Genomic DNA, 14883 nt, shown 5'->3' with positions numbered 1-14883 from the left:
CATGATACATACAACCAGAATAAAACAAAGACAGGGGATTACCCTGCCTTCGGAGCATCTGTGCATGCCTGTACGCGCCGATGTTCGCGGCGAATCATTCATCGCACGAATACGGGCCGATTCACAAAATAAACTTCAGTGCGGCGCACGCGATCGCTATGCTTGGCGTCACGAATTCACGCGTGAAAGCGCGTCGAACCGCCGGCATTTGCCGTGCCGCACGGCGTGGATGCGCCGGCCACCCACTTGCGGCGGCGAATCGATTCCCCGTCTCGTCGGTGGGGCACGGCTTCATGGGAACAGGAATGTCAGGCGCCTGCGTAGAAATCCCCGTCGATATCTCGTCGCGATTCAACGTCCTCGGCTATCCGAACGGGGGCTACCTCACCAGGCTCGCAGCCGAAACGCTCGGCGGCCGCAGCGCGCATCCCGATCTGCTGTCGATCAATGCGAGTTTTCTCGGTCATCCCGTTTCCGGCCCGGCAACGGCTCGCATCATTGACTTCGGATCGACGAAAAGCCTGTCGCGCGCGACGTTGTCGCTCATGCAGGACGGGGACCTCAAGGCGTTCTACGTGGCGACGTTCACCGATTTCTCCCGGACAACCGGTGCCTCGGCATCGCATTGCGCAGGACCGCAGTTGCCCGTCACGCCTTATCACGCATGCGTGCGCATCGACACGCTAGCGTTCCCCGATCCGATGCGGTCGTTCATCTCGCAGTTCAACCTGCGCCTCGCACCCGGGGTATTGCAGAACAGCGTGCCCGAATCCACCGCGACCATCGAGGGATGGATTTCTCTGGAGGACGAAGCATCGTCGACGCTCGCGTCGCTGGCCCTCTTCGCCGATGCGTTCCCGCCACCGATCTACAACATCATCGATCGCACCGAGTGGCAATCCGTGCCGACGATCGAATATGCGGTACACGTCAAGGCCAACCCCGGCCCCGGACCCATACACGCACGCTTCCTGACGAAGGAGGTTCGCAATGGCTTGCTGGTGATCGACGGAGAATTGCGGGATATGGACGGACGGCTCGTCGCGGAATCGCGTCAGCTCGCGAAATTCCGCGGGACGTTCGGCACCCCATCACGAGCAAGCTGAATGCCCCCGCACGTCGTCGGTGCCGAACAGCACGCTCTCCGCGCGGGATCGCACGCGGCGGCTGCAAAAGAAAAAAGACAGGGGCATGCCCTGTCTTCTCGTGTCACCTGGCCAGGCTGCGGCCGCTACCGGCTTTTGCCGCCGGACGCCTTGCCTTCCACCAGGTTGTACACCGACGCGAGGAACCTCGCATCGAGCCCCTCCGTCTGCCGCCCCATCGTGTACTGGAGTGCCAGCCCGTCAGCCATCGCGACGAGCAGCATCGCCACGTGCTCGCCGTCCGCCGCCTTGAGGCTCGGATTCACGGAGCGGACCAGCGCGGTGATGGCTTGCGTCAGGGACGCATACCATTCGTCGATCAGTCGCGCGCATTCCGGATCGATCGACGCGAACGACATGAAGTGTGCCCACAGGGCCGTGCCCTTGACGTCCTTCGCGTTCTCGAGCGCCATCCCGAGCAATGCATCGAGCGTCTCACGCGGCGATGCGCCGCTTTCGAGCGCGCGCTTCAGCTCGGTCAGGTATGCCTCGATCTCGGGCTCCATGACCGCGCGCAGCACGGCGAGCCGCGTCGGGAAGTAGTACTGGAGGTTGCTGACGCTGATGCCGGCGCGCTGCGCGACCGCGCGCTGGGAAAACTCCAGCGCACCGCCCTCGAGCAGAAGTTTCCGCGCCACGCGCACGATGAGTTTGCGCGTACGAACGCCCTGGGCCCGAAGGCCTTCAGGCTGTGCGCCGGTGGGTGCAGCACTCGATGTGCGCCGTTTCCTGGTCGGTTGCTCAATAGGCACTGTCATCGCTTCCGTCGTGATCTGGGCGTTCCCGCCTTCCTGATGTGATGGGACCGGCGTTTCGCCGGTCGCGAACGACTATACCCGATGCCGACACCAATTTCCATCCGGGGCGCCGCCGCCCGGCGGCCGTGAGCGGTAGCCGCGATTCGCCGCGTCACGCGTGCCGGGGCCGCGCCGCGCCTGACGGTTCCGGCGCGGTGCGGTGCGACCGCCCACCCGCGTCGTCGCGACACGCAGGCGGGATCGCCACATCACGCCGGGCGTTACCTGACGCTGCCGCCTTCGTGCCCGGAAGACACGTTGGCGAGGTAATACGCCACAGCGCGGATGTCGTCGCCGGATAACCTCGCGACCGCGGCATGCATCGCACTGGCCGAATCGGCACGATTCCCGGTCTTGATGGCCGTGATCTGCTTCACGAGATCCGCCTCATCGTGATTCGCGAGGCGCGGCGCACGATCCGTCGATGCGGTCGCCGCCGCGGCGTGCGCCGGCACGATACTCGCCAGATAATGCGCAACGGCCCGGATGTCCTCGTCCGACAACGCCGCGGCCACGCCATTCATCGCACCCGTCTCGTCATGCCGCTTGCCAGCGCGGAACGCGACGAGCTGGTCGGCCAGATAGGCTTCGCCCTGCCCGGCAAGGCGAGGCGCGCGTTCGTTGCCCGCCAGGCCCGCGCCGTGACAGGCGACGCAACTCCTCGCCTGCACCACCGTCATGCCGCGCGCCGCGAGCGCCGCATCGACCCGGATCTTCTCGTTCTGCACCGGCGCCTGCCGCGCGAAATACGCGGCCAGCAGCTTCATCTGTTGCTCGTCCATGCCGCGCGCAAGCGGCCCCATGCTTGGGTCCGGCCGGCGGTCGCTGGCGAACGCGCGCAACTGGGCCTCGAGGTAGGCCGCCGGCTGGCCGGACAGCGCCGGATATCCGCCGTTGCCCGACTGCCCGCGCGGGCCGTGACAGATAAAGCACGTCTCCTGCGGCTGCGGCCACGGGCCGGCATCGGCCTTGAGCGCGTCGACTTCGCGATCCAGCGCTTTCCCGAAGCGGTAATAGCCGTACAGATCGCGCCCGAACAGCACGCCGGCCGCCGACACCGCAGCCACCACGACTACGCCGATAATCCATGCTCGCTTCACTCAAGCCTCCTTCGTCCGATGCGCGAGCGCACCCAATACCTGCAGCGCGGCGCGATGCCCCGAACGCACCGCGCCATCCATCGCGCCGGCCCAGATGTCGGCTGTCTCCGTTCCTGACCAGATCAGCCGACCGACCGGCGGGTGCAGGTACTCGCCCCATTTCGTCCAGAAGCCGGGCGGAATCGGATGAATGCAGGTCAGCGACCACGGATCCACCTTGCCCCAGTCGTAATCGTGGAACTGCGTCGGGCGCAGCGCCTTGTCGCCGAGCGCCTGTGCGTAGATCGCGGAAAGCGTCTGCTCCGCCACCTTCGCGTCGCTCGCGAGCGCGCCCGGTGCGATGAAGCCGTTGATGACGCCGATCGACCCGTCCGGCGGCGAATTGTCATAGGCCCACAGCAGCGGGCTGTTGACCGGGATGACCTGCCCGTTGCACCCGTCGTCCCGCCAGAACGGCCGGTCGTAGACATGCACCGTCTTGCGCATCGGCGCATAGGCGGGCCACCGGCGCTGCAACTGCGCGCGACCGTCCGGCAACGGCGGATCGAACACGACCTGGTTGCACAGCGCCGGATTCAACGCGACGATCACGCGGCGCGCGCGCACCACGCCCTGGTCGGTAGTGAGTTCGACCACCTCGCGATTCCAGCCGGCAATCTTGCGCACCGGGCAGGACAGCTTCACCCGTTCGCCAAGTTCGTTCGCCATCCTGATGCTCAGCACCTGCGAACCGCCGACGAAACGCGACTCCTGCGCGCCGCCCTTGATCGACTCGAGCTGGTCGTAATCGCTGTTCGCGCTGTTGATCGTGGCCAGGTAGTGCAGCAAGCCGAGTTGCGCCGGCGCCGTGCCGAGCGACAACCGGGCCGCCAGGCTGAACGAGAATTTCTCTTCGTTGGTCAGGCCTTGCTGCGCGAGCCACGCGCCCAGCGACATGGTGTCGAGCGCCGCCGCATTCGGCGCCTTCCACGGCGCCGCCGACGGTACGTGCTTCGCCATCGCGTTGAGCCGGGCCGCGATCACCGGGTTGCCGCCCACCGTGCCCTGCGTGTCCTGGGCCACCCGCGCACCGTCCGCGAGAAACACCGTCTTGCCCGCGTAGTAGGTATCGAAGGTATCGACCTTCAGCTCGCGCGCGAGATCGACGATCGCCGTCTGGCCGGGACCGAACCATTGGCCGCCGGCTTCGGAGATTCGTCCGCCACCGAGGTCGTGGTTGTAGGTGCGCCCGCCGACGCGATCGCGCGCCTCGAGCACCACGAACGATTCACATCCGGCACGCTTCAGGTCGCGCGCGGCAGTCAGCCCCGCGAGCCCGGCGCCGATGATCGCGACGTCGAGCACGCCGTCGTTCCCGGTGACTGCGTTGGCCGCATGCGCGAGCGACACTTCGCCGGCCGCGAGCGACGCCGCGCCCACCGCCGCGAGGCGCAACAGGTTGCGCCGGGTCTGTGCATCCGGCCTGGGTTTGCGATTCATTTTTCTGTTCCTTCCGTCCTCGTCAGTTTGTCCTTGCACCGGCACGCCGCGATGGCGCACGGTCATGCCATCGGCTCGCCGCACGGGCTGCCCGCGAACACCCGCGTCACCGCCGCGTCGATCCACGCGTCGGTCAGGTGCCACCGTCCGCTCGCGCCGTCGGGCAACACGTCGTCGCCGAGCCCCGTCAAGCCGAGCGTCAACAACTCGACCGGCAACGGCAGCCGCCCGTCGGACGGCTCGGCACGCCCGGAGGCACGCGCCGCCACCCGGTCCCGCCGCTCGTTCAGAAATGCAGCGAACCGCACGCGAAACGACGGGTCGTGCACGGCAAGCAGTGCCGCTTCCATCCACATCACGCACGCGTCAGGCTGGCGATAGCGCTGCCTGAAGTACGCGTGCATCGCGCGCTCCGTCACCTCGCGGTCATGGCACGCTTCGACGATACGCATCAGTTCACGCCCGACGTCATCGTGGTCGCGCTTCAGCAGTTCGAGCAGCACGACCGTCTTGTCGCGGAAATTCGAATAGAACGCGCCGCGCGTATAGCCCCCCTCGATGGCGATACGCTCGATGCTCGCCGCCGCATAACCTTTTTCGGCGAAGATCGTGCGTGCCGCTCTCAGCAGACGCTCCCGTGTCTCGCCATCGCCTTTCTTTCCGCGCCGAGGCGTCGCCCTCACCGCATGCGCCGACGGATCCTCGACATTGATTCCACACTTCGCCAGATCCTCACTCATGTCAGGATTCCTATTCGAATGAGGTAAATTCATGCCACCGGAGCAGGCGTGCGGCCCCGGCCCTTTCGACATGCCGCGTCCGGTCCAGCGCGCAGTAGGCGTAATAGATCGCAACCGCGAAATATGACCACGTCAGCAACGCCAGCACGGGAAAGCTGAATACCGCGCCGTGCGCATTGCCGGGCATCTTGTACAGGTCGTCGACGTACGCGACGATCAGCGACAGCACGAGCGCCAGCGTCGTGGTCATCGCATGCCATGCTTCCCCGGCGCGCACCAGCCGCACGACGAAATAGGCCAGGTAGAGCGCCAGCAACGCCCACATCGCGACATAGAAATACGGCAGGACGACATCGACGAATTCGAGTGTCATCAGCGCCATCGTTCCCACCGCGGCAATCCCGCACAACATGACGACCTGCTGGGCCATCGGTCGGTATTCGTGCGTGACGGCCATCATGCCGGCCGCCGCAATCACCGGGATGCCGAACCCTCGCGTGAACGTGTCCAGGAAATGCGCGACGCCGGACGCGCATGACCAGCCCGTCGCCATGAAAACCAGCGCATTGACGGAGGACGCCGTCACGACCCACCAGGCGACGCCGAGCAGCGGGTTGCGCTTCCGGACGAACTTCAGTCCGTAGGTGCCGGTCGCCCATGCCAGCAAGGCGACGGACAACCCGATGTCAGGAGATCTGAAATCCATCATGAAACTTCCCGTACCGATTCGGTTCGATGCTTCATTGCTTTCCCGGCTCAACGTTCGCCCGGCTCGATTGCGCGCGCCCATCGGCGTGCTCGTGTTTGCCGTTCGCATCGGCAGTGACACCACAACCTTCGGCGCTCGCCGCCCCTTCCATCCAACACCGTCGGATCAAGCGAATCGGGATACTTCACAAATAGAAAACGTTGACTACTGTAGGTCATGATACATAACAACTGACCATGAAAAAAAGCAGGGTATTCCCCTGCCTCGAAAACGCCTGGACCGCTTGAAATCATCAGGAACGGATTCAGACACCGACGGGCAACACGCCTGTCGGCCCGTTCCGCGCGGCAACGCCGGTGTCGCTCGCATTGCAACGCACGCCGAACCATCGTGTCATTTGATGGCCAATTTCGTGCGGTAATATTGCGATTCGATGGAATGAATAGCAGGATCCCGAGCGGACACCATGATTGAAGAACCCATACCGTCCCGCACACCTCGCGCTGTTCGGCCGCTGCCTCTGTCGGTCGGGAACGTTTCCGTCGATACCCGCCCGGCCTTTTCCGGTCTCGAGCGACATCGCACCTCCGGCGCACCTGCCGCGGGAAACCTCGACGCACCGACGCACGCCTTTTACCCACCCCAATCACGCCCTTCCCCTGACGCCACCGCAATCCAGCCGCACGACCGTCCCGTCGTCAATCGACGCAACGCCACGCTTGGGAGCACGAAATGAAACTCAGTGGGCTGGGCCGCAAGATTGCGGTGTCGATGGCCGAGCTGGCGCTCGGCATCATGTTGGTCGTCGTACTGATGGTCTACGGGTTTTACTACGTGATGTTCCGGCACTGGAGCGAGGTGTGTTACCAGTCCAGCTGGTTTCCGTCGAACTCCGAGTGGCTATGGCTGGGCACCACGATCCTGATCGGCCTGGTCATCGCGATCATCGTGTCGACCCGGCTCGCGCATCGCATTCTGGTGCCGCTCAACTCGGTCGCGGACAGCATCCGTCGCGTCGCCAAGGGCGACCTGACCGCGCGCGCCGTCGCCGGCGATCGATCGATTCGTGAAGCCGCGCTGATCGCGGACGACTTCAATGCACTCGCGGCCCAGCTGCAGCGCATGACGGACGAGCAGGCATTCTGGAATGCCGCGATCGCGCACGAGCTGCGTACGCCGGTCACGGTCCTGCGCGGGCGGTTGCAGGGGCTGGCGGAAGGCGTGTTCCAGCCGGGCGAGGCGCTGTTCCGGAGCCTGTTGACCCAGGCGGAAGGACTGACGCGCCTGATCGAGGATCTCCGCGTGATCAGCCTCGCCGAAAGCGGGCACCTGAGCGTCAGCCTCCAGGCGACCGATCTGACGACGCACGTCAAGGCGGTCGTCGAGATGTTCGAGGATTCGCTGGCCGCGGCCGGTCAACACATGGTGCTCGATCTCGATATGCGGGCCGTCCACTGCGACCCGTTCCGGATGCGCCAGGCGCTGCTCGCACTGCTGGAGAATGCACGGCGCTATGCGGTGCCCGGCGCGATCCGCATTCACACGCGCGTCGAAAACGGTGCATGCCACTTGCAGGTCGAAGACGAAGGGCCGGGCATTCCGGCCGATTACGCCGCGCAGATTTTCGATGCGTTCAGGCGCGTGGACGATGCGGATTCCAGCCAGAAGGGCGGCAGCGGCCTGGGGCTGGCCGTGGTCGCGGCCATTGCGCAGGCTCACGGCGGAGCGGCATCGTGCCGTCCGACCGTGCGCGGCGGCACGGTGTTCGAGTTGCGCTGGCCCGACAGCCCCGCTTCGCCGCGGATCGCACCATCGAACCGGAAGGATGCACCGTCCGCCACACAGCGCGCCGTCGATACCGATCCACGGTAAGCCTCCCGGCGAGCGGTCGACGCACCTCGTGCGCCGGGCCACCGCCCCGCATCCTCGCGCCCCCGCCCGCCACCACGGCAGAACGGGAGGCGCGCCGGCCGCCCATGCCGAAGCGCTCCTCGCAGTAACGGCACCTGAGGCACAGGGTCGGCGATGCCGATGGCAAGCTCGGCCCCGTCATTTCATCAGATGATTACGGCAGTCCGGGATCCCCGCACCACCCACCCCGCTTCCAGATAGCGCCGAGCCGCCCCGGAGCCCGTCATCGTCGGGCTCGCCCCGCCTCCAGACCGCCCTCCCGCCAATCTTTCACCCCCTCCATCAAACCTCCATCTTTCCGCACAAAAAACTCCATCGGGCGCACGCACACTTCGATCCGAAAATGCGGGCCACTGGGTGCCTGCGTCCCATGGAGTCCACATGAAAAATCAGAAACGAGCCTGCTACGGCGCCGTGTGCGCGCTGGTGGCGGCGATGCTGGCGGGCTGCGGGCCCTCCGAACAGCAGGCCGCTGCGCCGGCCACCCCGGTTGCGGCGATGACGCTGGCCGGCGCGCCCCTCGACCTGACCGAAGACCTGCCGGGCCGCGTCGCGGCCGTCCGGATCGCCGAGATCCGGCCGCAGGTCAGCGGCATCGTGCAGCGACGGCTGTTCTCACAGGGCACGGAAGTACGCGAAGGCCAGCCTCTGTTCCAGATCAACCCCGCGCCGTTCAAGGCGGACATGGACACGGCCGCGGCGGCGCTGCAACGCGCGGAAGCCGCGCTCGCACGGGCAAAGGTGCAGACCACCCGGCTCAAGCCGCTGGTCGAGGCCGACGCGATCAGCCGCCAGGTGTATGACGACTCGGTGTCGCAACGCGACCAGGCTGCCGCCGACGTCGCGCAGGCTCGCGCAACGCTCGCACGACGCCAGCTCGACCTGAAGTTCGCGACCGTCGAAGCGCCGATCACCGGCCGCATCGACCAGGCCCTCGTGACCGAGGGTGCGCTGGTCGCGAGCAGCGACAGCCAGCCGATGGCACGCATCCAGCAAATCGATCAGGTCTACGTGGACGTGCGCCAGCCGGCCGCGTCGCTCGAATCGCTGCGCGGCGCGCTCGCGGCCCAGCCGGACACCGCTGGCAACGGGCTGCCGGTCGACGTGCTGCGCGACGACGACTCGCGCTACGACGTGAAGGGCCGCATGCTGTTCTCGGGCGTCAACGTCGACCCGGGCACCGGCGACGTGCTGCTGCGCGTGCTGGTCGACAACCCGAAGCGCGAGCTGCTGCCGGGGATGTACGTGCGCGCCCGCATCCCGCGCGGGCACTACGAGAACGCGCTGACCGTGCCGCAACAGGCGATCGTCCGTGCCGGCGGCAAGCCGCAGGTCTGGGTGCTCGACGCGAAGAGCCAGGCACACCTGAAGGCCATCGAAGTGGGCGAGCTGACGAACCGCAGCTATCGCATCAAGTCGGGTCTGCAAGCGGGCCAGAAGGTCGTCGTCGAAGGCATGGAGCGCCTGAGCGACGGCGCGACCGTGACGGCGACCGCATGGAAGGCGCCTGAAGCGGTCAAGACCGCTTCGTCGCACTGAGTCACGGGGAGCCTCCAGTCATGTCCCAATTCTTCATCCGGCGCCCGGTCTTCGCGTGGGTGATCGCCCTCTTCATCATCCTGCTGGGCCTGATCGCCATCCCCGAACTGCCGGTTGCGCGCTACCCGTCGGTCGCGCCGCCGACCGTCACCATTACCGCCACCTACCCGGGCGCCACGCCGCAAACGATGACCGACAGCGTGCTGAGCCTCATCGAGCGCGAGCTGTCCGGCGTCCGGAACCTGCTGTACTTCGAATCGGCGTCGGATACCTCCGGCCAGGCGAAGATCACCGCGACCTTCAAGCCCGGCACCGATTCGGCGATGGCGCAGGTCGAAGTGCAGAACAAGCTCAAGTCGGTCGAACCGCGCCTGCCGCCCGTCGTGCGGCAAAACGGCGTGATCGTCGAGTCTGCCTCCACCGGCTTCCTGTTGTTCGTCGGCCTGAAGTCGGAAAGCGGCCGCTATGACGAAAACGCGCTGGCCGACTACATGGCGCGCAACGTCGTCGAGGATCTGCGACGTGTCGAAGGCGTCGGCAAGGTGCAGCTGTTCGGTTCCGAACAGGCGATGCGCATCTGGGTCGATCCGCAGAAGCTGATCACCTACGGCCTGTCGATGAACGACCTGACGACGGCCGTCGCCCAGCAGAACGTGCAGATCGCCCCGGGCAGCCTCGGTGCGGCGCCCGCGCTGCCGGGCCAGCGCGTGACGGTCCCGCTCACCGCGCAAGGCCAGCTCACGTCGCCCGAGCAGTTCGCGAAGATCGTGCTGCGCGCGAACGCGAACGGCTCGAAGGTCGTGCTCGGCGATGTCGCACGGGTCGAACTCGGCCCGCAGTCGTTCACCTTCGTCAACAGCGAGAACGGCAAACCCGCCACCTTCGCCGGCGTGCAGCTGGCGCCGGGTGCCAACGCGGTGAAGACCGCCGAGGCCGTGCGCGAGCAACTGGACATGATCGCCAAGACGATGCCGGCCGGCATGACCTACTCGATCCCGTTCGATACCGCACCGTTCGTGAAGATCTCGATCGAGAAGGTGATTCACACGCTGATCGAAGCGATGGTGCTCGTGTTCCTGGTGATGTACCTGTTCCTGCAGAACGTGCGCTACACGCTGATCCCGGCAATCGTCGCGCCGGTGGCGATGCTCGGCACCTTCACGGTCATGCTGTTGACAGGCTTCTCGATCAACGTGCTGACGATGTTCGGCATGGTGCTCGCGATCGGCATCATCGTCGACGATGCAATCGTCGTCGTGGAGAACGTCGAACGCCTGATGGTGGAAGAAGGCCTGTCGCCGAAGGACGCGACGATCAAGGCCATGAAGGAAATCACCGGCGCCATCATCGGCATCACGCTGGTGCTGACGGCCGTGTTCCTGCCGATGGCGATGTCGAGCGGTTCGGTCGGCGTGATCTATCAGCAGTTCACGATGTCGATGGCCGTGTCGATCATGTTCTCGGCCCTGCTCGCACTGACGCTGACGCCGGCCCTGTGCGCGACGATGCTCAAGCCGGTCGAGCATGGCCACCACGAGAAGCGCGGCTTCTTCGGCTGGTTCAACCGCCGCTTCGACCGCATGACGAACTGGTACGAAACGCGCGTCGGCAAGCTGGTCGGCCGCACGGGCCGCGTGATGCTGCTGTTCGTCGCGATTTCCACCGCGCTGGTGTTCGGCTTCCGCATGCTGCCGTCGTCGTTCCTGCCCGAGGAAGACCAGGGCTACTTCATGACCGGCTTCCTGCTCCCGTCGGATTCGACCGTCGAGCGCACGGGCGACGTGGTCAAGACCCTCGAGAAGCATCTCGCATCGCGCCCGGGCATCGAGTCGAGCATCTCCATTATCGGCTACGGCTTCTCCGGCCTCGGCTCCAACGCGGCACTGAACTACGCGGTGCTCAAGGACTGGGACAAGCGCGAAGGGGCAACCGCGATGGACGAAGCGATGCGCGCGCAGGCTGCGATGGGCGGCGTGACGGAAGGCACGGTCATGAGCCTGTTGCCGCCCGCGATCGACGGGCTGGGCACCAGCTCGGGCTTCACGATGCGCCTGCAGGATCGCGCGAACCAGGGCTACGCAGCACTCAAGGCGGCTGAAGCCAAGCTGCTCGAACTGGCCGCGCAAAGCAAGGTGGTGACCGGCGTCTATCCGGACAGCCTGCCGGCCGGCACGAGCGTGAAGCTGGACATCGACCGTGAGAAGGCCGAAGCACTCGGCGTGTCGTTCACGACCATCAGCGACACGCTGTCGGCCGCGATGGGTTCGACCTACGTGAACGACTTCCCGAACGCGGGCCGCATGCAGCAGGTGATCATCCAGGCCGATGCGCCGGCACGCATGCAGATCGAGAACGTGATGAAGCTCTACGTGCGCAACGCGACCGGCGGCATGGTGCCGCTGTCCGAAGTGGTGCGTCCGGTCTGGTCGGAAACCCCGCTGCAGCTGGTGCGCTTCCAGGGTTACCCGTCTGCACGTATCTCCGGCGGCTCGGCCCCCGGCTACTCCAGCGGCGCGGCCATGGCCGAGATGGAACATCTGGCTGCGCAATTGCCGCCGGGCTTCACCGTGGCGTGGACCGGCCAGTCGCTGCAGGAGCGTGAGTCGGCTTCGCAGGCGCCGATGCTGATGGCGCTGTCGATGGTCGTCGTGTTCCTGGTGCTCGCGGCGCTGTACGAGAGCTGGGCGATTCCGCTGTCGGTGATGCTGGTGGTGCCGCTCGGCCTGATCGGCGCACTCGGCGCGGTGATGTTGCGCGGGATGCCGAACGACGTGTTCTTCAAGGTCGGGATGATTACCGTGATCGGCCTGTCGGCGAAGAACGCGATCCTGATCGTGGAGGTCGCGAAGCAGTTGCGCGAGGAAGGCATGGGGCTGATCGAGTCGGCCGTGCAGGCATCCAAGCTGCGTCTGCGCCCGATCCTGATGACCTCGCTCGCGTTCGGCCTCGGCGTCGTACCGCTGATGATCGCGACCGGCGCAAGCGCCGAAACGCAGCACGCGATCGGCACCGGCGTGTTCGGCGGGATGGTGACCGCCACCGTGCTGGCCATTTTCTTCGTTCCGGTTTTCTACGTGTTCGTGATGAGCATCCAGGAACGCATCTCGGCATGGCGCGCGTCCGGCAAGAAGCCCGCCACCGTGACCCACGAACATGAAGGTTGATGCCATGCGATCACTCATTCTTTCCGCCGCGGTTTCCGCCGCGCTCGCGCTGTCGGCGTGCTCGATGGCGCCGAAGCTGGTCAAGCCCGAAATGCCGGTGCCGACCGCCTATACGACCGCTGCCGCGGCCGACCAGCACGCGAACGCGGCCGATCTCGGCTGGCGCACGATGTTCGGCGACCGTCGCCTGCAGCGCCTGATCGAGCTCGCGCTCGAGAACAACCGCGACCTGCGCCTGGCCGCGCTGAACGTCCAGGCTGCCGAAGCGCAGTACGGCATCCAGCGTTCCGCGCGCCTGCCGTCGATCGGCGCCGGCGCGAGCTTCACGCGCCAGCGCACGGCCGCCGACTCGCAATCGAACCCGCCGCTGCTCGAAAACACGCAGAACCAGTACGGCGTGAACGTCGGCCTCAGCGCGTTCGAGATCGACCTGTTCGGCCGCGTGAAGTCGCTGTCCGACGCGGCGTTTGCGCGCTACCTCGCGACCGATCACGGCCGCCGGGCGGTGCAGATCGCGCTCGTCGGCTCCGTGGCCAACGCGTATTTCGCCGAGCGTCTCGCGCAGGAACAGCGCGCGCTGTCCGAACGCACGCTGAACGACTGGCGCCAGTCGCTCGACCTCGCGCGCCGCCTCAAGCTCGCGGACCAGGCCAGCGGCGTCGACATCGCGCAGGCCGAAGGCCAGGTCGCGAGCGCCAGCGCCGATCTCGAGGCGCGTTCGCGCGCCGTCGAGCAGGCGGGCAACGCGCTGCGGCTGCTGGTCGGCACCGACCTGCCGAAGAACCTGCCCGATCCGCTGTCGCTGGAACGCCAGCCGGTGATGACCCAACTGCCGGCCGGGCTGCCGTCGGAATTGCTGTACCGCCGGCCGGACATCCAGCAGGCCGAGCAGAATCTCGTCGCCGCCAACGCCGACATCGGCGCGGCGCGCGCGGCATTCTTCCCGCGCCTGTCGCTGACCTCGTCGATCGGCTTCCTCAGCCCGGGGCTGGGCAGCCTGTTCGACGGCGGCCAGCGCGTGTGGAGCTTCGCGCCGCAGGTCACATTGCCGATCTTCCAGGGCGGCCGGCTGCGTTCCGAGCTGAATCTCGCGGAAGTGCGCAAGTCCAGCGCGGTCGTCGAGTACGAACGCTCGATCCAGACCGCGTTCCGCGAAGTGGCCGACGGCCTCGCCGGGCGCGAGACCTTCAGCCGCCAGATCGACGCGCAGTCCCGCGTAGTCAAGAGCGCCGAGCGCCGTACCGATCTCGTGAACCTGCGCTATCGCGCCGGCATCGAGGATCGGCTGGAACTGCTCGACTCGCAGCGACAGCTGTATGCCGCGCGCCAGGCGTTGCTGGATCTGCGCAACGCCGAACTGGACAACGCGGTCGCGCTCTACAAGGCGCTCGGTGGCGGGCTGACCGACACCGACGTGCCGCCCGCCAACAACGTGGCGAACAACTGAGCCATGCACCGTCGCGAATCCGTTCGCGACGATTGAAAGCACGGTGAAGTCCGGCGGCGCACGTGCCGCGCCGCCGGCCCACCTACCGGTCACGCTCACTTCCAGTGAACCCGATGAACCCTCTGATACTCATTGCCGAAGACGATCCGGAGATCGCCGAAATACTCGACGCCTACCTCGCCCACGACGGCTTTCGCACCTATCGCGTCGGTCACGGCCAGGCCGTGCTCGACGTGCAGCCCGTGCTGAAGCCCGATCTGATCCTGCTCGACGTCAGGATGCCGCAGAAGGACGGCTGGGAGGTCCTGGTCGAACTGCGTCGCCGCGTCGACACGCCGATCGTCATCATCACGGCGCTCGACCGCGAGATCGATCGCTTGCAGGGGCTGCGTTTTGGCGCGGACGACTACATCACGAAGCCGTTCAATCCGGCCGAAGTGGTCGCGCGCATCCGCGCGATCCTGCGTCGTCTCGAAACGGCCTCGTCCGGGCGCTTCATCAAGGTCGGCAACCTTGAAATCGACACGCAAAGCTACCTGACCACGGTCCGCACGGACAGCGGAGAAACCGGCGTCTCGCTGACGCTGACCGAATTCCGGCTGCTCGCGCACCTGGCCGGCTCGCCGAACCGCGTGTTCACGCGCAGCGAACTGATCGACGCCTGCCTCGCCGACGTCGATGCGCTGGAGCGCACCGTCGACAGCCATATCAGCCGGCTGCGCAAGAAACTCGAATGCGCGGGCGCGTCAGGGACGCCGGAGGTCATGCGCGGCGTCGGCTACCGGCTGCGCAGCACCCAGTGAATGCATGTCATGGATCGCGGCTGCGCGTGGCGATGATAGTCGGACTCCT

At 66.3% G+C, this 14883-nt stretch carries 11 protein-coding genes; 6 read left to right on the top strand and 5 right to left on the bottom strand.

Going from position 1 to position 14883, the window contains the following annotated elements:
- The first annotated feature begins 80 nt into the window (after positions 1 to 80).
- The gene (locus BCEP18194_RS01510; RefSeq protein ID WP_081436522.1) at positions 81 to 1106 is read left to right on the top strand and encodes a thioesterase family protein; all 1026 of its coding nucleotides are present in this window, start codon (positions 81 to 83) and stop codon (positions 1104 to 1106) included.
- Positions 1107 to 1231: 125 nt separating this feature from the next.
- On the opposite strand, the gene BCEP18194_RS01505 is transcribed toward BCEP18194_RS01510, so the two are convergent.
- The 5 genes from BCEP18194_RS01505 to BCEP18194_RS01485 all read right to left on the bottom strand — a co-directional run bounded on the left by BCEP18194_RS01505 (position 1232) and on the right by BCEP18194_RS01485 (position 5967).
- Positions 1232 to 1903 carry a TetR/AcrR family transcriptional regulator gene (locus BCEP18194_RS01505; protein ID WP_011349521.1) on the bottom strand — a complete coding sequence of 224 codons (672 nt, stop codon included), beginning with the start codon at positions 1901 to 1903 and terminating at the stop codon, positions 1232 to 1234.
- 260 nt (positions 1904 to 2163) lie between these two features.
- Entirely contained in the window at positions 2164 to 3042 is an 879-nt protein-coding gene (locus BCEP18194_RS01500) for a c-type cytochrome (RefSeq protein WP_011349520.1), read from the bottom strand.
- Positions 3043 to 4521, bottom strand: a complete 1479-nt coding sequence (locus BCEP18194_RS01495; RefSeq protein WP_011349519.1) for a flavin monoamine oxidase family protein — start codon at positions 4519 to 4521, stop codon at positions 3043 to 3045.
- Positions 4522 to 4583: 62 nt separating this feature from the next.
- Positions 4584 to 5261: a TetR/AcrR family transcriptional regulator gene (locus BCEP18194_RS01490; protein ID WP_011349518.1), complete on the bottom strand. Its 678-nt coding sequence runs from the start codon at positions 5259 to 5261 to the stop codon at positions 4584 to 4586.
- Positions 5262 to 5271: 10 nt separating this feature from the next.
- Positions 5272 to 5967 (bottom strand): hypothetical protein, encoded by a 696-nt coding sequence (locus BCEP18194_RS01485; protein ID WP_041492418.1) that lies wholly within the window; start codon positions 5965 to 5967, stop codon positions 5272 to 5274.
- A gap of 735 nt (positions 5968 to 6702) precedes the next feature.
- Between BCEP18194_RS01485 and BCEP18194_RS01480 the strand changes: the two genes are divergently transcribed.
- The 5 genes from BCEP18194_RS01480 to BCEP18194_RS01460 all read left to right on the top strand — a co-directional run bounded on the left by BCEP18194_RS01480 (position 6703) and on the right by BCEP18194_RS01460 (position 14834).
- Entirely contained in the window at positions 6703 to 7842 is a 1140-nt protein-coding gene (locus tag BCEP18194_RS01480) for an ATP-binding protein (protein ID WP_011349516.1), read from the top strand.
- A 420-nt stretch (positions 7843 to 8262) separates the two neighbouring features.
- Positions 8263 to 9420, top strand: coding sequence for an efflux RND transporter periplasmic adaptor subunit (locus BCEP18194_RS01475; RefSeq protein WP_011349515.1), 1158 nt, complete (start codon positions 8263 to 8265; stop codon positions 9418 to 9420).
- Between the two features lie 20 nt (positions 9421 to 9440).
- Entirely contained in the window at positions 9441 to 12584 is a 3144-nt protein-coding gene (locus BCEP18194_RS01470) for a multidrug efflux RND transporter permease subunit (RefSeq protein ID WP_011349514.1), read from the top strand.
- 4 nt (positions 12585 to 12588) lie between these two features.
- Positions 12589 to 14031, top strand: a complete 1443-nt coding sequence (locus BCEP18194_RS01465) for an efflux transporter outer membrane subunit (protein ID WP_011349513.1) — start codon at positions 12589 to 12591, stop codon at positions 14029 to 14031.
- A gap of 113 nt (positions 14032 to 14144) precedes the next feature.
- The gene (locus BCEP18194_RS01460) at positions 14145 to 14834 is read left to right on the top strand and encodes a response regulator (RefSeq protein ID WP_011349512.1); all 690 of its coding nucleotides are present in this window, start codon (positions 14145 to 14147) and stop codon (positions 14832 to 14834) included.
- Positions 14835 to 14883 lie beyond the last annotated feature (49 nt).

The sequence above is a fragment of the Burkholderia lata genome (assembly GCF_000012945.1).
In the GTDB taxonomy this organism is placed as follows: domain Bacteria; phylum Pseudomonadota; class Gammaproteobacteria; order Burkholderiales; family Burkholderiaceae; genus Burkholderia; species Burkholderia lata.
This window is presented reverse-complemented; position numbering and strand designations above follow the sequence as displayed.